The sequence below is a fragment of the Rhodopirellula sp. SH410 genome (assembly GCF_055811895.1).
The window spans coordinates 5772128-5791347 of record NZ_CM147949.1 but is presented as its reverse complement, the minus strand read 5'-3'; the positions used below and the strand labels follow the sequence as shown (position 1 = coordinate 5791347).

At 56.1% G+C, this 19220-nt stretch carries 24 protein-coding genes; 10 read left to right on the top strand and 14 right to left on the bottom strand.

From position 1 onward, the window contains the following. Positions 1-73: 73 nt before the first annotated feature. Positions 74-406: a four-helix bundle copper-binding protein gene (locus SH410x_RS21175; RefSeq protein ID WP_473670522.1), complete on the top strand. Its 333-nt coding sequence runs from the start codon at positions 74-76 to the stop codon at positions 404-406. 85 nt (positions 407-491) lie between these two features. Here the strand turns inward: SH410x_RS21175 and SH410x_RS21170 are convergent, their stop codons facing one another. Continuing rightward, the gene (locus tag SH410x_RS21170; RefSeq protein ID WP_473670521.1) at positions 492-974 is read right to left on the bottom strand and encodes a hypothetical protein; all 483 of its coding nucleotides are present in this window, start codon (positions 972-974) and stop codon (positions 492-494) included. 85 nt (positions 975-1059) lie between these two features. On the opposite strand from SH410x_RS21170, the gene SH410x_RS21165 reads away from it, so the two are divergent. Then, positions 1060-1452 (top strand): hypothetical protein, encoded by a 393-nt coding sequence (locus SH410x_RS21165; protein WP_473670519.1) that lies wholly within the window; start codon positions 1060-1062, stop codon positions 1450-1452. A gap of 660 nt (positions 1453-2112) precedes the next feature. On the opposite strand, the gene SH410x_RS21160 is transcribed toward SH410x_RS21165, so the two are convergent. From SH410x_RS21160 to SH410x_RS21140, 5 genes are all read right to left on the bottom strand, one after another. Further along, on the bottom strand, positions 2113-2688 hold the full coding sequence (locus tag SH410x_RS21160; protein ID WP_473670518.1) for a phosphatase PAP2 family protein: 576 nt from the start codon (positions 2686-2688) through the stop codon (positions 2113-2115). 168 nt (positions 2689-2856) lie between these two features. After that, the gene (locus SH410x_RS21155; RefSeq protein WP_473670517.1) at positions 2857-4095 is read right to left on the bottom strand and encodes a di-heme oxidoredictase family protein; all 1239 of its coding nucleotides are present in this window, start codon (positions 4093-4095) and stop codon (positions 2857-2859) included. A gap of 646 nt (positions 4096-4741) precedes the next feature. Then, the gene (locus tag SH410x_RS21150) at positions 4742-4867 is read right to left on the bottom strand and encodes a hypothetical protein (RefSeq protein ID WP_473670516.1); all 126 of its coding nucleotides are present in this window, start codon (positions 4865-4867) and stop codon (positions 4742-4744) included. A 679-nt stretch (positions 4868-5546) separates the two neighbouring features. Next, positions 5547-5753: a hypothetical protein gene (locus SH410x_RS21145; protein ID WP_473670515.1), complete on the bottom strand. Its 207-nt coding sequence runs from the start codon at positions 5751-5753 to the stop codon at positions 5547-5549. Positions 5754-5849: 96 nt separating this feature from the next. Next, on the bottom strand, positions 5850-6002 hold the full coding sequence (locus SH410x_RS21140) for a hypothetical protein (RefSeq protein ID WP_473670514.1): 153 nt from the start codon (positions 6000-6002) through the stop codon (positions 5850-5852). 29 nt (positions 6003-6031) lie between these two features. On the opposite strand from SH410x_RS21140, the gene SH410x_RS21135 reads away from it, so the two are divergent. From SH410x_RS21135 to SH410x_RS21120, 4 genes are all read left to right on the top strand, one after another. Then, positions 6032-6319, top strand: a complete 288-nt coding sequence (locus SH410x_RS21135; protein ID WP_473670512.1) for a hypothetical protein — start codon at positions 6032-6034, stop codon at positions 6317-6319. A 1389-nt stretch (positions 6320-7708) separates the two neighbouring features. After that, positions 7709-8167: a hypothetical protein gene (locus tag SH410x_RS21130; RefSeq protein ID WP_473670511.1), complete on the top strand. Its 459-nt coding sequence runs from the start codon at positions 7709-7711 to the stop codon at positions 8165-8167. Beyond that, positions 8164-8607, top strand: a complete 444-nt coding sequence (locus SH410x_RS21125; protein WP_473670509.1) for a hypothetical protein — start codon at positions 8164-8166, stop codon at positions 8605-8607. The genes SH410x_RS21130 and SH410x_RS21125 overlap by 4 nt, the downstream gene beginning before the upstream one ends. Before the next feature lie 25 nt (positions 8608-8632). Further along, positions 8633-9001, top strand: coding sequence for a hypothetical protein (locus SH410x_RS21120; protein WP_473670508.1), 369 nt, complete (start codon positions 8633-8635; stop codon positions 8999-9001). Between the two features lie 105 nt (positions 9002-9106). Here SH410x_RS21120 and SH410x_RS21115 read toward each other — a convergent pair whose 3' ends face one another. Next, positions 9107-9370, bottom strand: a complete 264-nt coding sequence (locus SH410x_RS21115) for a hypothetical protein (protein ID WP_473670506.1) — start codon at positions 9368-9370, stop codon at positions 9107-9109. Between the two features lie 154 nt (positions 9371-9524). Here SH410x_RS21115 and SH410x_RS21110 point away from each other — a divergent pair, with 154 nt between their 5' ends. Then, complete coding sequence (locus SH410x_RS21110) at positions 9525-10979, top strand: IS701 family transposase (protein ID WP_473669018.1); 1455 nt, start codon at positions 9525-9527, stop codon at positions 10977-10979. Positions 10980-11473: 494 nt separating this feature from the next. Here SH410x_RS21110 and SH410x_RS21105 read toward each other — a convergent pair whose 3' ends face one another. Together SH410x_RS21105 and SH410x_RS21100 are read right to left on the bottom strand one after the other, a co-directional pair. Then, positions 11474-11758: a YrhB domain-containing protein gene (locus tag SH410x_RS21105; protein WP_473670504.1), complete on the bottom strand. Its 285-nt coding sequence runs from the start codon at positions 11756-11758 to the stop codon at positions 11474-11476. Positions 11759-11761: 3 nt separating this feature from the next. Beyond that, a complete protein-coding gene (locus SH410x_RS21100; protein WP_473670502.1) occupies positions 11762-12184 on the bottom strand; it encodes a toxin glutamine deamidase domain-containing protein in 423 nt (140 codons plus the stop codon). Positions 12185-12263: 79 nt separating this feature from the next. On the opposite strand from SH410x_RS21100, the gene SH410x_RS21095 reads away from it, so the two are divergent. Beyond that, positions 12264-12950 (top strand): hypothetical protein, encoded by a 687-nt coding sequence (locus SH410x_RS21095; protein ID WP_473670501.1) that lies wholly within the window; start codon positions 12264-12266, stop codon positions 12948-12950. A gap of 73 nt (positions 12951-13023) precedes the next feature. Here the strand turns inward: SH410x_RS21095 and SH410x_RS21090 are convergent, their stop codons facing one another. Further along, a complete protein-coding gene (locus SH410x_RS21090; RefSeq protein WP_473670499.1) occupies positions 13024-13983 on the bottom strand; it encodes a M28 family metallopeptidase in 960 nt (319 codons plus the stop codon). Further along, a complete protein-coding gene (locus SH410x_RS21085) occupies positions 13983-15041 on the bottom strand; it encodes an ADP-ribosylglycohydrolase family protein (RefSeq protein WP_473670498.1) in 1059 nt (352 codons plus the stop codon). Before SH410x_RS21085 ends, SH410x_RS21090 begins: the two co-directional genes overlap by 1 nt. A gap of 338 nt (positions 15042-15379) precedes the next feature. Between SH410x_RS21085 and SH410x_RS21080 the strand changes: the two genes are divergently transcribed. Continuing rightward, complete coding sequence (locus SH410x_RS21080; RefSeq protein ID WP_473670496.1) at positions 15380-15778, top strand: GNAT family N-acetyltransferase; 399 nt, start codon at positions 15380-15382, stop codon at positions 15776-15778. A 151-nt stretch (positions 15779-15929) separates the two neighbouring features. On the opposite strand, the gene SH410x_RS21075 is transcribed toward SH410x_RS21080, so the two are convergent. Then, on the bottom strand, positions 15930-16319 hold the full coding sequence (locus SH410x_RS21075) for a DUF2721 domain-containing protein (RefSeq protein WP_473670494.1): 390 nt from the start codon (positions 16317-16319) through the stop codon (positions 15930-15932). Between the two features lie 135 nt (positions 16320-16454). Beyond that, positions 16455-18113 carry a TROVE domain-containing protein gene (locus tag SH410x_RS21070; protein ID WP_473670492.1) on the bottom strand — a complete coding sequence of 553 codons (1659 nt, stop codon included), beginning with the start codon at positions 18111-18113 and terminating at the stop codon, positions 16455-16457. A gap of 85 nt (positions 18114-18198) precedes the next feature. Between SH410x_RS21070 and SH410x_RS21065 the strand changes: the two genes are divergently transcribed. Beyond that, complete coding sequence (locus SH410x_RS21065; protein ID WP_473670490.1) at positions 18199-18546, top strand: four helix bundle protein; 348 nt, start codon at positions 18199-18201, stop codon at positions 18544-18546. A 74-nt stretch (positions 18547-18620) separates the two neighbouring features. Here the strand turns inward: SH410x_RS21065 and SH410x_RS21060 are convergent, their stop codons facing one another. Further along, positions 18621-18992 (bottom strand): hypothetical protein, encoded by a 372-nt coding sequence (locus SH410x_RS21060; protein WP_473670488.1) that lies wholly within the window; start codon positions 18990-18992, stop codon positions 18621-18623. Positions 18993-19220 lie beyond the last annotated feature (228 nt).

Below are 19220 nucleotides of genomic sequence, written 5' to 3'. Positions count from 1 at the left end.
TAGCGGTATGCAAGTTGCATACCGCTACGGCAGCGGCAACGGGGCCGCACAACCATTTCCAAAGGAGAAACGAATGAGTACCGCAACTGCATCCATGAAAGAATGCCTTCAAAACTGCCAAGAATGCCAAACGACCTGTGCCGACATGCTGACCAGCCACTGCCTATCCGAAGGCGGCGATCACGTCGAGCAAACGCACGTAAAACTAATGCTCGACTGCATCGCCGCTTGTGCAGCCTGCGTCGACTTCATGAGTCGAAACAGCGATCACCACGCATTGTATTGCCGAGCCTGCGCCGAGATCTGCAAAGCATGTGCAGACAGCTGCGACAAGGTCGGCAACATGGACGAGTGCGTCGAGTGCTGCCGCAAGTGCCACAAAAGTTGTTCGTCGATGGCAGCGTAGCACCAACCAAAATCCGAAAACGAAAAAACGCCGACGCCCCAATCGGAGACGCCGGCGTTTTCATTTCGCTGTTCGTGTTTATTCGCTACTCTTCTGCGTCGTCTGCGTAAGTTGGCGGCCAATCGTCGAGGATGCCGGGGTAGCTGGGCCAGTCTTCGCCCCAGTCGCCGGGATGGACGACGAGGTAGTCGGGCATGCCGGGGTACGGGCTGCCGGGGTGACCGGGCGGGAGGCTGTCGGGGTACGAGTGCCCCGGCGGCACGTGGTACGGATGATCGGGCGGCAACCGCGGCCAGATGTGTGGTGGCAACGGGGACTCGATCACAACCGGTTCTTCCGGTCGCGGCGGCCAGTCGTTGTCGTCCGGCCACCACGGCGGACGTGGGCCGGGATCTGGTGTGCCCGGCGGATAGTCGTCCGGCCACACCGGCGGCGGTGGTTCGGGCGGCGGCGTCAGGATGATAGGGCCGTCGCGTTCTTCTGGCTCACAGGGTGGATCAACGCCGGGCGGATCGAAGGGAGAGACGAACGGGTACGGTGGCATGTGGGGTTCGTAAAGTCCGGGCATCACTCGGCACTCCGTTGCAGAGGATCGGGTTGGACGAAGGCGGTGCCATGTCGTCGGAACCGGACCTCTCAGCCCGCTGGACCGGATGACGTCAAATCACGCTGTGATTGCCCCCAACCACGAAGCGGCTGACACGGGAGACTCGTCGCAGGAGGAATCGTGTGGCGGTGACGGGGCAGTCGAAGGCTCGGAAGCGGAGTCAGCAAATCCCGAGCACTTGGCGGCTAGCGAGAACGTCGGGGTTGCTCGCGAGGTGACGGCGTTGGTCAGTGAACTTTCAGCACCCAAGGGTCACACGCTGAAGCGTCGCAACGCAGGTTCAGACGACGCGGCGACGAAACGCGTGAGTGATGCGAGACCAGCACCCGCAGCGTCATTGGCAGGGCCGCCGCGAACTCGGTTAAGGTGGTGGAGCCACGCAGCAAGGGCATTCCAGCGGGCCTCAGTCGTAGTGGGCGGCTTCCTGTCATTGAGCTGATCGCACAGGTGGTTGCTGCATGTTGTTCGGGGAGCGTCGACGGGCAGCACGATGAGATGTGCAGTTACCCAAGCTCCTGAAAAGTGGGATTGGACTGGTGTACCTCACCTGCCATCCTCAGCTACCGAATCGGTCCGTCGCTGCTCCGTTTGGAGATAGCAACACGCGTCATAGGCGGCGGTGCCACTTCGGGAAGATCCTGCTTCGATGCGGCCAAAGTGTCGCCACTTGCTTCCTTTCTCCGCCGTCGGGCCAAATCCGCTCTCGATCGCCTGCTCGGCGATACTCTCGCGGGTTGGTCCGACTTTCTCGATGACGTGTCACCGTCGCCAACCAATTGAAACTCAACCGAGCCGCGGCCATGATCGAGCGAAGTTGTTTAATTGCCGACCGACATCGTCCGGCTAGTTTTAAAATCCGGCTTTTAAACCCGGCTCAGTTGTTCGTCGGTTCGCCGTTGACACGGCGACGAGTCTTTGGCGCCCCATCGGTCTGCTGATAGATTCCTGAGCGACTGGCCGACAGACATCGACCGCAGGCGATCCATCGACTCAGACGCAGTGACGGCGACAGGAACCACGTTCTGAGCCGCCAGCTTCAGTGAAAGATCCAAAAGTGCCGACAGACGGCAGCAGGGCCTGATCTCTGCACCCGTCCAGTTCATGTCATCGGGAACCCGGTGTTGATCATCGCGAGGTATCGGGCCATATCCGTTGCATCCCGGATACCTTCATTGCGAGCGACCAGCACGGCGATCTGGCGGTCAAGTCTGGGCGGAGTTCCCAGTAGCGGTGTTGCGTCATACCTCCAATAGTTGATGAACCCTGTGTCCGGATTCGACAAGCGACCAGTCGTGTCGGGGGATGATCCCAAAGCCTGCACCATCCAATAGTCTTCAACGTATTCGTTCGAGCCCGGCTCCGGTGGTGCGCCGATGCGGTACAGATCTCCCGAATCAAGTGAGAACGGAGTGACTCCGCCCCAATAGGCACCTAGCGCTAAACTGGCATCTCCGGACTCGGAGGGTGTAAGTGGATCGGGCTCCCAATCAAAGGATTCCGTCGCTCCGCTATTGACGGGAAAACCGTTCGCCGACGCAGTTCCATCAGCAACACGCCCTCCTTCGCCCCAATCGGGTTCTGGATCATCCGAGCTGTCGTCCGAACGCAAAATCGAGATCGCCAGCGGCGCGATTTCTCCGATCTCTTGCCCGGCAGCAATGCTTTCTTCATCCACATCTATTACCGCCCATGGATTTAGATGACTACATCGTTCCACCTGGGAGGCCCGGCCACTCCAGCGAAATAGGGGCTCTCGCCCTCGCAGCTCGGTCGGATTCTTAGCATACCGCACGACGTTACATCATCCTGTTACCATTCGACGATGGGATTCCGCAGTGGGCGATCAGTCCGACGGTGCCTTCAAGCTTTCCAAGAACGCAAGCATCAATTCCTTTTGGTCTTCTTTCAGCTCGAAAAAGTTTCGCTTGGATTCATCCGCTTCGCCCCCATGCCATTGGATTGCGTCGGTCAGGGTTTCGGCGCGACCATCGTGAAGATAGGGTGCCGAGTCCACGACTCCCCATAGCGGCGGTGTTTTCCATTCCCGTTGTAGAGCATCCCAAGAGAATCGATATCGACCATTCAGCTCAGCCTGACTGACATCGCCGCGGGGAAACTGCGGTTGCTCGGGATAATCCATAGCAATCGCTTGAGGCGTCCCCGCCGGTACCAAGGAGCTGACGACACTCGGGGCTGAACGTCTGCGATTGCGCGGTGGCCCAGGACGGTTCGGAGACCCGCTACGGTTGGGTGAAGAGCCGATACGATAAGAGGATGTTTCGCCGCCGCCGTATTGACTCCGGTAAGGACTCGCAGGTCCAGTTGAGTTGGTGCCAATCAACTGGTTCGCAGGAGCCGGGAATGGATCTTGCAGCTCGGAGCCCATGTCGTGCAATAATAGATCGCTGAAGATGCCTCGCGCTGGCAGTATGTCAGCGATGTGACAAGCGGCACATCCAACTGAGCTGAAAACACGTTCTCCACGGCGAACTCGTTTGCGGTCTTCCAAAGGTAGCAATTGCTTGGCTGGGGCTGGTAAGTCGGCGACGTAGCTCGTTAGGTCCGCGACCTGCCTCGTTGAAATATCGGATGCCAAGCTGACGTAGTGAGGATCTGCCGGATCATTGGCTTGTTGAGCGATGCTGGTCACATTCAGCCCCATCTCTGTTGCACACGCTCCTGCAACAAAGTCGGACAACGTGTTGACTTGGCCCCGCCAGCCATACTTCCCAGCCACTCTGCCAGAGATGGTACCACCGGATGATCGAGTCTGGGAAAGTGAGATGGCTCGCAACCGGTTCATGGAGATTTTCTCGATATCGCCCATGCCATGCAGCGGCGGTGAGTTGCGTTGACTGAGATAGTAGTCGAGCGTTCCATATCTCCCGGCAACCACGGGTTGCTTTGCGATTGCATCAACCGTTCGCTCTTGAGGACTGAACCACTCTGGCTGTAAACCGGAGGGCACTCCAACGGACAAACGTTGACGAATGACTTCATAACCGGGCCGCGTGGAAAGGTCATGCACGACCGTGTTAAACGACAGCGAGTTACCGGACAACAGCCCCGGAAAGAGATCCATGACTGAACTTGCGGGATCTCTGTGGCCACCACGATTAGTCGGTTGACTAAGAAATGGCGAGCGCGGGTCAACAGTGATCTGAGTCACATTGTGATTCACGCCCGAGGCCCCACCGCCAGGGTGACACGCTGCACATGAGATCGCGTTGTGCAGTGGCCCCAGTCCATCAGCTGGGAGCGTGGATGCTAACTCTCGAGAGTTGTCGCGGTGTTGTGGATGGGGACTTCGCCCCATTCCTCGACCGCGTCCCCGATGTCCCCACTGCGGATCCAGATGCGTTGAATCAAATTCCGTGAATGCTGGTGCACGGTCCACGAATTCCCATTCCCGCTCAAACAGCTCGCGGCCAGCGATTGTATCCTGAGCGATTGCTTGAGGGGCGATGATCAGGGCCAAGATCAGAAACCCAGCCAATCCGTACCGATGCTTGAAAGCCATGAGACGTTTCCTCGGCGGTGCACGAAAAGAGAAAAAAAAGCGGCGTAGCAATCCCTATACACTGCAAGGACGAAAACCGTCCCTCAATGCAACGCGAACAGCAAAGAAACCTCATTGTGATGGATTCAAAATCGCATCAAGCGTGGTGCCCTTCGGCAAATCCAACATGCCATGGTCGGTCACACGATCCAGTTCTTGGTAGCGAATGTCAATCAAGGAAGTCACCGCCGCCGCTTCCACCGCGTGAACACTGAGCCTGGGCATCGTCGGCGGCAGACATCATCACCGCAGCAATTGCTGCGATCATCGAAAATCCGCGGATATTCGAGAACATGGAAAGTTTTCCCGTACGAGTTGAAGAGGAGCGTCGGGGACATCAAAATACTCCCCCGCTCTTGAAGGACGTTTCACACGCGCCGGTGTCACAGTTCCTTCTCGCGAAATTTTTCGTAATGGAAGTCATTCGTGACTTTCGGCCACAGAAACACCTGGATCGCCGAATCTTTTGACGAAATCCGCTACCAGAAGCGTGACAAACCGCAACGAATCTCGCCCTTTCAAGGAGAGGGCGATAAATCTCATCTGTACGAGGGCGTCTCTGCCGAACGACTACGCAAAAGATTCTGACCAAGCACGACGCCACGGCCAGCACCACCTATAAGCAACGGGATTTACAAAACACGATGGAAAATCAAAACGCGGCCATGGATCATCGCCCACCAGCTGGCTGCAAGACGGTCAACGTGGGCGATAGAAGTCCGTCAGCGCACAAAAAAGGCGACGAAGCCGGCCTGCTTGCCCAAAGGGTCGCAAGATCACTTCGTCGCTATGGATTTCCACTGATTTCGGTCGCCCATCTCGGGAACCGAGCGATTCAACTTTCCGGCTCGACTGAGAACGCCAACGACCGAGCCCTTGTCGTTGCCATCGCTCGCACAGTGCCAGGTGTTTCGGCCGTCACATTCACCTAGTTGCCGGGCATCCTAACTTTCATCATCCGCACATCTCGGCGGCTAGTCGTTGAGGATGCCGGGATAGCGGGGCCAGTCGTCGCCCCAGTCACCAGGATGCACGACCGGGTAGTCCAGCATGCCGGGGTAGGCTTTGCCGAGGTGACCCGGCGGCAGGTTGTCTGGATACGAATGCCCCGGCGGCACGTGGTATGGGTGATCCGGCCGAAGTCGCGGCCAAATGTGCGGTGACAAAGGCGCTTCGATCACGACTGGTTCTTCCGGTCGCGGCGGCTAATCGTAGTCTTCAGGCCACCACGGCGGACGTGGGCCAGAATCGGGCGTGCCGGGCGGATAGTCGTTCGGCTAAACCGGTGGCGGTAGTTCGGGCGGCGGCGTCAGGATGATTGGGCCGTCGGGTTCCTCCGGTTCGTAAGGTGGATCGTCGTCCGGTGGATCAAACGGCGGGACAAACGGATACGGCGGCATGTCTGGTTCGTAGGGTCCGGGCGTGGTCATTGCAATGCACTCCGTTGCAGAGGATCGGGATGGACGAATCCGGTGCGTTTGTTCGGGCACGAGCCGCACTGCGGGATGCCTTTGGTTTCGATGAAGGTGCGAAGTTCATCGTCGGTGGCGGTCGCTTTGCAGTCGCGGAAGAGTTGCCACTGCGGGAGATCGTGCAGGTTGAGCTAGGCTTCGAGTTGGGCGAAGTACGCGAGCGCGGGACACTTCGCCAGCAAGCCGCCGGAGACGAGTTGCGTACAAGTCTTCTGCATGCAGACTTTGAACGCGGAATTGGCACTCCCTCATGTACGGCTTGCTCTTGCCGATGAAGTGGTAGATATACGACTGCATTACCGGGTTAGTCGCCCATTCCGAGTTCTGCTGGATGCTGACGTTGAAGTCGCCCGGCAGGAAGTTGATGTTCCCATCGACCATCCACCTGGCAATGGGTTCCAAGCCGACTGGGGCGAAGTCACCACTTCATTCGTTTCAAGGGATCCTTGAGCGGACGTACGACGCTCTGGGTTTCCAAATCGGATACGCCGTGAGCGGCGGCAGTTATTGCTCGGGCATGGGCTTGAAGCGATTGACACTTTTCCTAAATCACCACACCTCGCACTTCGCTGCGGGAGTTTCAACCGACCGAACCAGCGTCATGATGCTTTGCCGGATGTGCTGTGGCAGGTTCTGCCAGCGGGTGAGCAGGAAAACAAGCTCGAGCTCAGTCGGGGCCAGTGGATACTGAACCCTTACTGTCCTATCGAGCCGCCGGTCAGCACACAAAAAATCGCGGTCACCGGCAGGTCCAATTAGGAGGCCAGAATTGGCCAAGCCTGGGTCCAATTAGAAAAATGCTTCCTTCGTAAACCCTTGCAATCAATGACTTTACAGATTTCGCTTCGGAAGCTCCCCGCCTCCACTAAGGCCGAGTTGTGAGAAATCACAACTCGGCTTTTTTCATGGACTTACGGCAATTCTATTGATTTTCAAGGGGATCCAGCGTTCAATGGGGCCAATTAGGCGGATCTCTGCGGCCAATTGGACGCTACTGGATAGGTCCTCGGAGGTCATCATCAACCAGCCCAATGGGAAAATCACGCGACGTCACAGTCGCCAGAAATCGGGTTGAAACACGGAGGTCAAAGAAGAGCGATTCTCTCTCCAAGGTAGCTTTGCTCCAATGCCATCCGACTTCGAATGCACGACCTGCAAACTCGGCTTCTCCGTGGGTACGTATCATTACCATTCGTTTGACACTGGCTTTATCGGGTCGACGCTGCTTGTCTGCACGTGCACTGGCCGACAACATCGACTCGAAATTCCGCATCCTGACCGTCTGCTTGAATTTGCCCTCGAGTCCATGCCATCGATACTGATTGATGTCCCACGATTGGCTGACACAATGATCATGATTCCCGACGATGACTGGTCCAACCGTCGTAGCGTATCAACTCGTGACAAAGATTCGATTGATTGCGATTGCTGCTCGAAGCGTGGTACTTTGACGGACACTGTCGAACCTGGAACGCGATGTCCAAACTGCAACGAAGTGCTACCGCTTCCGATCGCGAATTGGATGACGTGATGAAAGGACTGCGAGTGGCCGTGCCGTGCAGCGGAATCAGTATCAGGCGTTTAGAATTGGAAAATTAGCCTGCCGTGCCCGTTAACGACTACCGCTCCCCGAATGAATCAAACTGTATCCCGAGACATATGCCATGAACAAATCGGACTGTAAATCAGCGATGATTGGGCCACGACGCTTCCAATGGCAAGTTAGCGGTTGGTTCGGTGGCGTGTTCGGTGGATCGGCCTGGCTCGTTCCAATTGCGGCAATTCTCGCGTTCAATGGCCAACCGAAACTCGCAGTATTGCCTGCCGGGAGCTGCGTGCTGATGAACCTTCTCGGCGGTGTGCTTTGGTATCGACGTGACCGGATTCTCCCGTTCCCCGCACTCATGGGATTGCTTGCTGCGTTTTCTGTCGCAACGCCACTCGTTTGGTTCGCGACTTCGCTCTACGCGACCCCGGAGTCGCTTGCCTCGCTCAACTGGCCGCAACATGCCATGCCTGGTGTCTTGGCCGTGTTGATCTGCCCGGTCATCATCGCGTGGTTTTGCATTCTTGAATACTCTCATCCCAACGAACCAGTGGCGTCGCAGCGAGTTCATCGGTGACCCCGAACCTAAGCCTGTTCCTGGACGCGTGTATCGACCTTGGGCTGGATCCCTCAGCCTGGATTTACGCCGACGACAGCGGCCACCGTCTCACTTTGCCGGCCGCATCCGGCAAACTCGGCCCCATTGTCGTTCACGAGGACGGCGACGAGTTCATTGTCGATGTTGGCACCATCCATCACACGCACTTTCGCGGATTTCAATACCCGGACACAACTGACGTTCTCAGAGCAGCAATCGACGCGGCTCGCTTCGTTCTCGCGGTGATGTCTGACGGTGTTTGTGTGACCGTCGACTACCTCGATGGTCGCTGCATTTGCTCCAGTCACTTTTTTCTTGACTCAGAGAACTTAACTTCTGATACTGTCGGCAGTTCGCGTGCTGGCATCCGGGGTGGCAACATTCACACCGAACGCTTTCTGTGGTCCGGTCCTGTGTAGCGACAACGAGCGGAGAACGATTGCGATGAACCTTTTTGACATTCCCGTACGGCTTGGGCTCAGAAACGAAGATGCCAACCTGACTGCGAATCGCTCGCTGATCGTATCCAAGGGCTCGGCGCCGATGGCGGAGAATTCGACGAGTTTATTTTCGCAGCAATGCGCGACGTCTTCTACAGCGGATACAACGCAGGGCTCGACGCACGCGACCAGCGTGTCTCCACGTCTCCTGATCGACATCACGAAGACCGAAGTCGTAGTCTTCTGGACGTGGATTCTGGTCTGGAACACGTGCGCCCAGGGCAATGTTCTCGATGGCGGTCGTAGATATAGACAGCGTGACGTTGGCGGTATTCGTAGTCGCTTCAGTTTTGCCCCCGACTATCACCATTGACGGTTCCGCACACAGGCGGACCGGTGTACTGGGTACGAAGCAGCCGCCGGAAACAACGCCTCCTGCCTTTGGGGCGACAGAGGACTCAGATGGGAAATCTGATACCTATTGAAAAAGCTTGCCGCCACTAAATCCCACCAGTAGTAATCCTGTAATCGTTGACCACAAAAAGATAATAAGGAATGAAGCGATAGCGCTTCCGCGCCCGAAAATCTTACCCACAAGAATGAAATAGACCGTTGCTAATACCAAGTGAACAGTTAACGAGGCGATCAGATGCGCACTAAAGAAGTACCACGGTACTCCGATCGCCAAAGCAAGCATCGATTCGAGCCTCCATGATCCATCCACGTTAAGTTCATTCTTCATTTGGATCACCGTACATCAACTCGAATGCATCCCCGAATACTAAGTTCCAGTTTTGCACTTTTTGCTAACTGATATTGGCACGAAAAAGGCGGCCCGTTCCAATGAGATTTGAACCTTCAAACTTTCAAATCCTTTGGCACGGAAGCCGCCCACCATGGAACTTACCAGTTCGTTCGAGACTCTGCTACGCACGTTCTCCCCAGCTTTCACCGCTCCCAGCTTCCAAACGTTTCGCCTGTTGATGACCGGCTGGATTCTGTCAGCCCGACATCGCTATGTCACCGATCTGATTATTTCCAGCGACTCCGTTGGCAACGGGCATTTCTCTGATTACCACCGCTTCTTCTCGCAAGCGGCTTGGGACATCGATCATCTCTGGAAACTGTTGGCCCAGTTGATCCTGAACAACTTGATCGGTGCCGATGCCACGATCGTGCTTTCGGGGGATGACACCCTCTGTCGTAAACGCGGCCTGGGGATCTTTGGTGCTGGAATGCACCACGATGCGTTGAGTTCGTCGAAGTCCAAGAAAATTTGTCACTGGGGGCACGATTGGGTGGACCTGTGCATCGTGATTGCTCATCCATGGTGGGCACCGACGAAAGTCTTTTCTCTGCCGATTTGCATGAGGCTCTATCGCAATCGCCAGGGGCTCGCCAAAGGGAAAGGCAAACGCAAGAAGAATCCCACCGCCGCGCAGGTGCGTGCCGCATCCAAGCAGGCCAAGCAAGCCGCAGCAGCTAAGAAGAAGGCAGCTGAGAACGCCAAGAAGAAAAACAAACCCGATCCAAAAGCCCATAAAACACGGCCTGAACTGATGGCTGAGATGGTGGCCATGGTTGCTGCATGGTTCCCAGATCGCCAGTTCATTCTCGTCGTCGACAGTCTTTACAGCGGCAAGAGCGTGCTGTCGAAGTTGCCTGAGAACTTTGAGTTGATTGGCCCAGTTCATGCCAAGGCGGCGCTCTACTCACCGGCCCCTCAAGAAACAACCGTCCGTCGTGGGCCTCGCCGTAAGAAAGGTGAGCGGTTGAAAGATGCCGCTGCTTGGGAGCAGGACAGTTCACGTTGGCAAACGCTCCACTACGATCAATACGGGCTGCACGGATCGCTGCGGGTGAAAACTCGCACGGGACTGTACTACAAAGCCGGCAACGACCGACTGCTTCGCCTGGTGCTCTCGCAAGACACCGTGGGTCAGCGGCCGACACGAATCTTTTACTGCACCGACGTGTCGATGAAGCCCCAGGAAATTCTTTCGATCTTCTCGCAACGTTGGTCGATTGAAGTGACGCACTTCGATTGCAAGCAACATCTCGGACTAGAAGATCCGGCGAACCGCACTCCCAAAGCGGTCGAACGAACCGCTCCGATGGCGATGTTCCTGTACAGCCTGTCGATCCTGTGGTTCGCGACCGAAGGCCACGAGGAACTCCAGTTTCCGAATCGACCTTGGTACCACTGGAAGTCTGAACCGAGCTTCGCGGACATGCTCACGACGCTACGCCGCAAATCCTGGGAAGAGAAATTATCGGGGGTGTCGCTCGCTGCGACACCCGACGATAATTCCAGACGTCTGCTCACGTTCCTGGCGACGCTCGCCGGATAGCATGCGGAAAGTGCAAAACTGGAACTAAGCTGTACGATACGTATCCCGCTACCGGCAATGAAACAAAGCCCCACCCTATCGCCTCAAGGGCGACATCGTGGTTGCGTCCTCCCCAAAATAGCTCCTCACGGGTCATGGGGCGAAGTTGCCGTGTCGTCTTATCGAACAGTTGATTGGGATGAAAGACGCCAGTATCAATTTGGTAAGTACCAGGACCAGGTGTTCTGCGAACTCCGGTTATTCTCTGGAATGCGGACCAAGGGCCTCGAAGCTTGGGTTGGACTAGGTTTGCTGCATTGATTCCCTCAACCGTATGTGTTAGACGTTCTGGTCGTACCAACGATTTGATACCAACGCTAAATTTGTTTGATGGAACTCTGTTGGCAGCGAACGTCCAAACGGAGTATGGCCCATTCAAGTATCGAGTTGCTTCGATCCCTTCCTTTCCTTTCTTGCCCGTAAAATGTACTGCAGTACTTACACTGTTTGGGGCATCAAGCTATCGCAGATTTATCCCCTTTCTCGTAGGCAAGAAACTGCTCCATCGTTATTTCTTTCACTTGCCCATTCGTCTTGGAAACGAAAATCGGCTCGTTTCCGTCAAGGGTAAACGAAAGGTCACGAGTCTCCCAGAACTCTGGCGTGTTGTAGAAAAATACGTAGCCATTTTCGATCTCCTCAGTCAATTCGTGATTAAACACAATGGAGACGGAGCTTTCGATTTGCATCGTCGCAAGTCGTTCTTCGGCAATTCGTTTTGCGTCTGTTAGAGATGTCATCTCTTATTTCCTTCCTGGCGCCGTAAGCAAAAATCGAAAGTCTGAGAAGTCGTCGAAGTTATCAACGCCAAGCCCACCCGGCTTTACACGTGTTCCCTGAGAATCGAGGAATCGTATCACACCTTTTTGGTTGACAGCAGTCCAAACGTGTCCATAGCCACGAGGGTGCGATCCGCCAACTATTCCTCGAGCTCCATCGCCACTACGGCGGAGCGCTGCTCCAATTTCCATCATCCCCGATGCATTTTCAAACTTCCCTCCGTAAAGAACCTCCAGGTTCTTGCGTGGTAGTGGGACAAGACTCGGCTTTGCGATGGTTGGCGTTCCGCCGAGCGTTCTGTCAGCAGCAATCACACAGTTTTGGCAGTTCTTCGTGTAACCCGGAAGCCCTCGTTTTGGATTGACATTGCGTATTGATCCATCCAATACACTCTTTGGGGCGACAGATTAATAAGGAGCTTGCCTAACTTCCACCCCGTCGGTAAGCCCCTCCTGTTCAACGATCATGACAAGTAGTTCAGCATTCCAAAGTCCTGCATCTACGCGCTCAAATTGGTCCCTTTGGGGCCACTGCCCTTTTCACATCAGACACCGCATCGACGGCATCGTCAACCAAGCCGAGAGCACCTTTGCCGCTGATCCCGAGACCGCCTCCTACGCGGCGGATGGTGGAGCCCATAGGCAGGGCTCCCAGGCCCGACAAGAATCGATCGGTGCCGGAGAGTTCGCCGAATCGTGCGTCGTAGCCGGTGCCAGCTTCCAGCCCTCCTTTGATGCTACCGATGACGGGGAGTTCATCGGCGACCGCGTTGGCTACCTGGTAGGACGCTTCTGCGATGAATGCTTTGAAGCCCGCCCAGGCGGCACTGCCGCCACCCTCGCCGTTGTAGGGTACTCAACTACAACGTTCAACTTGACGATATCGGACGCACCCGGTGGCTCTGTTCCGCTTCAACTTGACGAAAGCCTCGCCTTCCTTCGAGCGAACATCGCGGCGATATCGCGATTGGCCAACGTCGCCGCGGACTGCAAGCTGACGCTCGATCTCTCTTGGAACTTCCCTCGTGGCATCATCGGGCAATACAATACGCTACCGGCGGAGTTGATGGGCGTGATGTCGTTCCTCGGTATCGACTTGATGTTCTCGGTGTATGACATCGCCGCACTTCCTAAATCCCCAAACGGTGATTAGCGAGGCGGTAAACCGAAATAATTTGCTCTCCGCTACAGCGGTTGGTCTCGCCATTTTAATGCGTTCGCTGGGATCACCTTTCTCGGGTATCGCCGACGCACTCCCATGAAGACACTGGCATCGCTGTGACACCAAGCAACCGTCGCATGGCCGAGGCAACTCCGAGGGTGACTTCGGTCATGCGGGGGTAGTCGAGCGTGTCGGGAGTGTCGGTTGATTGGTGGTAGTTGGGGTTGCGCAGGTAGCTGGTGTCGGTCAGCATCAATGCGGGGTAGCCTTGGTCCCAGAACGAACTGTTGTCGCTCAGCCGAATCTCGTTGATCTTTTCGGGTAGGCAGATCGAGAACAACGGCATCCGTCGTGTTCCTCGTTTGAAACCGCGGCGAAATTGCCAATTCAGCTTCCATGACGGCATGTTGCCAACTGCCGCGAGGAAGTTGCCGCGTTGGGGGAAGAAACGGTGCAACCATTTCGGGATCGCTGGCGGGATGGCTTGCGAGCCTTTTGTTAGGCAGTAATAGCCGACCATTTCTAGGCACAGCATTCCGACGATGTTATCGCCGCGTCGGCGTGACTCGAGGGCGTGGTGTTGGCTGCCCATCGCGTCGACGTTGAAGTACGGAGGCTCTTCGCAGGCGAACGCGACATAGCGTGCGGTTCGTCGACCGGTGTGTTGGCGCAGGAGACGGCTGACTTCTAACATGACCGCCACTGCCGAAGCGTTGTCGTCGGCGCCAGGCGTTGAATAGACGGTGTCGTAGTGGGCTCCCAGCAATACGATCTCGTTGGACCGCTTGGTTCCGGGACGCTCGACGATCAGGTTGGTGGCTTCGTCACCGAGTGCATCGTAGCACTCACGTTCATTCGTATACCCCATCTCGGTCCACTGACCTTCAATGTAGCCAATGGTCGCCTGAATCGTCTTGGGCTTCTTCAAAGTGCGTGGGCCGATCAGCCCCGCAAGTCGATCGACATGAAGGCGAAGGTTCGCTTCGATTTCGTCACGGTCGACGATTTTTGATTCAGTGGGCATCAGTATGGCGGGGCAAGCCGGCGGAAGCCGTGAAAGAGGACGACGAGAAGGAACAGCAGATTGCGAACGAGGACGCCGAGAGGATTGATGGAGGGAGCCTTCATGACGGTGGTCGGTTTCTCATCGATTGAGTCGGCCAACGATTCGCCGAGCGAACGCATCCATGCCACGCTGCGTGGCCATTCCCATAGGCCATCAATCCACTCTTCGGGAACACCCTCACCACCGACGCCGGCGCCAACAATGCCGCCGACGATCGCGGCGGTCGTATCGGCATCGCCACCGCAGCGGATGATCGTGGTGACGGCGTGGCGAAAGTCCTTCGGGTGTGAGAGCCAAGCATGGATCGCGACTGGAACGGTGTGATAGGTGTATCCGGTGATACCTTTGGCCAGCCCCAAGGCTTGCGCAAAATCGGATGTGGATTCCCCTGCTCGGGTGCTCAGGACCGCTTTGCGAAGCAGATCGGTTAATTCGACTCCATCGTCGCCGACTCCATCGACAACTTGATCGAGCCACAGGTTCGCATCGACGGTTTCGTGATCCCGTGAGTGCTTCGCTGCCAACGCCACGGCGATGGCGCCGTATTCTGCTTTCGGATCGCTGTGCGTCAGCCGCGAGGATGCTCGCACCATTTCAAGCATCAGCTTCACATCGTCAATCGCCGCACCGAAAATGGCCGCTCGCATCGCTGCCCCGTTGCCTGCGGAGAAGACACCGGCATTTCGTGGCTTTGCGCCTAACCACAATTTCATCCCCGAACGAGCGGTCGCTTTGCCAACGCCTGCCGGCAGTGCCAAAATCCACCACCGCAACCGACTTGCGAAACGCTTGGTAAAGACGTCAACGTCGCCGCGAGCCTCAATCAGCGACTGAGCCACTATGCAAGTGTGCTCGGTGTCGTCGGAAATCATGCCGCGACCCAACAGGAATCGATAGCGATCGGGCGGCCCAAGCAATCGCGGTGCTCTTTGCGGTGAGACACCTTCGTAGGGCAGCCCCAACGCATCGCCCACCGCGGTTCCAAGGATGCATCCGAAAATAGCTTCGCTGTTCAATGCATCTGTTCCAAGAAGTCTAAAAGTTGGTTTCCACGATTTCAATTGGTCCTATGTTATTGACTTTCGTCACGACCCGCAAAGGGCGTGCTCGATGTCACCCGAGACACTGAAACGAAAGCCCCGATTCATGTCGGTTCCAAGTCATTGATGCGTCAAGTCACCGAGCGGATCCGACCACGGTTCCGCGCATTCGATCATATCCACGACGAAGCTGGCCATCGAAACTACGGCATGGTGACTCGCGGTGCGACGACCTTCATCAATTGTTCGTGCTGCGACCTCGCTTGCAAGCTGCTGAACCCAGGGTTTGTGGTGGAACTCCAAGGAGTCAAATCATGAAGTACGCGATCGAACCGAATCTGACGCCCGCGGAGTTCATCGACGTGTTGAGACGATCGACGCAAGCGGAACGGCGGCCGGTGGAAGATGTGGCTCGGATCGCGAGGATGCTGGCGGGGGCTGACTTGGTCGTGACGGCGCGAGATGAAGATGGGACGCTGGTTGGCGTGTCGCGAGCGATCACCGATTTCGCATATTGCACCTATCTGTCGGACTTGGCAGTTGATGTGGCTCGCCAGGGTCAGGGGATCGGTCGGGAGCTGATTCGCGTGACTCATGAGCACGTCGGGCTGGTCACTCGTTTGATTCTGTTGGCGGCTCCCGGAGCGGCCAGCTACTATTCGCATGTCGGCATGGAGCAGCACGATTCGTGCTGGATGATTCCTCCGCGGTAGGTTGTCGAGCGAGATTCGGGATGAATCGGACTTAGGAACGCGGGATCAATAACTGGCGTAGTGGATCTTGTTAAAGATCCATCCAGAACAGGATCTTTAACAAGATCCACTACGGTAAACCCGTCACTTATTGTTCCTGGTATCCTTACGTCTATTTTTCCATATCGCTTAGTTGCAGATTCAACGCACCGACGGACATGCGGATTTCAATCAAAGAAATGGTAAGTGATCCGACCATCAGTACGAGACTGATCGCGAAGATGACTTTGCCGAAGAAAACCAAGCCAGCAAACAGCAGCCCCATACATACTGTGCATGACAGGAGACTAGCGACACCGAGAGTCTGCATGTCCCGAATCAAGTTCACGCGTCGGCGCAGGTTTGCGATTTGTGCCGCAGCTACTGGATCCGGTGTCTCTTGGTACTGTCGGTGCAGCGTGCGGATGACGGTTGCCAAGGCAAGGAACCGATTGGTGTAGGCAAGCAAAAGCAGTGATATTGTTGAGAATAGCAACGCGGGAGTGGTGAGATCGATATTCATGTTTTACCTTTCTAAGCCGATTATACGCCTCCTAGACGAAATAGCGATGTCTGGCGCTGATCCGACCCATCAGTACAAAACGCCCACGGGGATTGCTTTTCCGCGGGCGTTTTGGATTTCGGTTCCCCTTTCGGCTTACAGTTCGACGGATTCGACTTCGCGGACGAACCGGGATATGTCGTTTTCCAGGAACGAGCTGACGACGTTGAACACGGCGTCACTAAAGCCACCGATGTTCAGGATGTCGTCTCGCTCGGGTGCCTGGCTGGTTCCGTAGGGTTGGATGTCGATGCAGACTAGCTTCGGATCGGCGATGCCGTGTCCACGCTGTGTCTTCTTGAACTTCTCCCACCCGGTCATCACTCCGGTGGAACCGTTTTGCCCGTAGCCAAAACGACGTCCCGAGGTGATCCAACTTTCGTTGTCGCTGACCAGAACGATGCCCGCGAAGGCTTGCTTCGCGTAACGCGTATTGGCTTCGACAAATGGCAACGAGCAATCCGTTCCTCCACCTCCGTACTTCGACAAGCGTGCTGAAAGTGACAAGATCGAATCGCTTGGATCGACCTTGACCTTGTATGCCTGCGTATCGAACGGAATCACGACGCTGTCTGGGTTGCGACGCAGGATCGCTGCTGCGAACAGTGCCGCAACATCGACGCATCGCATCTTCGACGTTCCGCCGCGGCCTCGGCTACCCGTGACCGGACTCGCCATGGAACCTGAAGTATCAAGGCCGATGATGACTGGTCCCGGTAGTGTTGGCACGTTTCCGCACGCGATCTCGGCAGCGTCATGCAACGCCGTCTTGATCTTGGCTGGAACCTCGTCCGATGCGTTCATGTAAGCCGCCAGAAACTGGTACGGGAACTGACGACTGCGAGCGATCGCGTTGCGGTCAGCCAGTTGGCCGGCCACGTAGTCGATCATCGCGTTGTCGGTTCCTGCGAATCCGAGGATTCCAGGCTTCTTGAATGCGTCGTGACGCAAAAGCGTGTTGAGGTTCATTCGCAGTGCTTGCGGTCCCATTTGTCGGGCAATCTCCTTCCAAACCAACGGTCCCTTGGCTGCGTCGGCTAGCAAGTCCCATCGAACTTGCAAATCGCCGGCGATCAACGTTTGGGCTTCGGCCGTATCGGCTGCGCGGTAAGCGACCAACGACTGAACCGTCGAAGGCAGGTGGTCAGCTGTTGCTGGTGCCCACCTTTCGACTGGCTTGCCGGTCAACCATCCGAACAACGCTCGACGCGCGTCATCCTTTGGCGTTGGACGTGCCATTCGCAAGATGTCTCGCAGGCTTGGATCGTTTCCGATCGAAGCTGAGAGCAACTTGCCAACAGACGCATCGTTCAGCCAACGTTGGAATGCACGCTGCAGCGAGGACGACAGGCCCCTGCGACCGAACTGTCCCGAACGAGTCATTTGGAAAACGGTGCGTAGAACGCGGCCGTTGTCGGCGACTCGGTCGAAGACTTGGTGCATGAGCTTGGTGTCTCGCGTCGACAGTACGACCAACAACGCTGCCGGCATGTCCTTCATGTAAGCACGCTCACGTGAATAGACAGCCAGCTTTGCCATGAACTCGTTGTCGTCGATCTCGTCGATCAGCTTTCGCATTGCGTCGAGTTGGTTTTGCGCGGACGCGTAGTAGACGTTGCCGAACGTGCCGGTCGCCGCCATTTGCGCGAGCGCGTGCTTCGCGGACAACTTGTACGCTGGGCCGCCGGCTTCGTTAGCGACGGTCGCTCGCGGCAGGACGCTGGTGATGCTTTGGAAGAGAGACTTGTTGGCCACGGGAGAAGTTCGAATAGTGAGGGGTGAAGTGTGAAAGGAAAAACTTTGGAGGTGGTAGTGATGCACTTCTGGTATCTTGAGTTCGATGAAGACTGATTTGCCGGACCGGACGTTCACTTTTGCCAAGCGAATCGTGAAACTCTGCCAGACACTGGAAGAGCAGCATGGCGTGGCGCAAACGCTCAGCCGCCAGCTGATCCGTTCGGGCACATCAGTCGGTGCGAACGTTGAAGAGGGGCAAGCGAGCCAGAGCCGGAAGGATTTCCGGCTCAAATACTACATCGCGTGCAAAGAGGCTCGTGAAACGCTGTACTGGCTTAGGCTGCTTGCAGAAACCGAAATCGTTCCGCACGATCGACTGAAACCGATGATGGACGAGTGTAACGAGCTAGTCGCGATCCTGACTTCTATCGTCAAGAAACTCCGCGACTAGCTTTCACTATTCACTCTTCACCCGTCAAACTTCCGTCCATGTACTCCGAATCGGCAGTCGATCGTGTGCGATTTCTATTTCGTTTTCTTCTTGGTGGTCTTTCCCATTTGTTTCCAAAGGGAACGGCCGTTGTCTCGGTCGAGCCGGACGAGTTGTTGCTGCCGTGTGTCGAAAGCGATCAGGTTTCCCTTGGGTCGCTTCGCATAGACAAATGGCAAGCAAACGGCGACGACTTTGTGCGGTTCGCCGACTGCACGCGGCAGGTAGCGAGTCCGAACGGGTTCGTCGATTGGTAGCGAGATGCCCGAGCAACTCCAGAGGAAGGAGGGAAGTTCGATGATCTCGCTGAGGATGGTGATGTAGTCACCCTTGGCGATGTCTTCGCCGGCGATCCTGGCCGCGACGGTCGTCACGGTTTTGGATCGATTTTCGGTTGTGGTTTTCATGTTTCCGTAATCGTTGAAAGATTGAATTGTGCATGTATGTTCTCTGTCGGGCAGCGAGTTTGGATCACTCGCGGCCGGTCGTAATGGCGAAACAGCAATGTAAAACACGCATAGTTCGGTCTCTCACGGACGAGGGAAAAACGATTGAAGAAGCGTCACGAAGTTTGAAGGGTGAAGGGTGAAGGGTGAAGTTAGAAGTCTGAAAGTTTCACCCTTCACCCTTCTCTC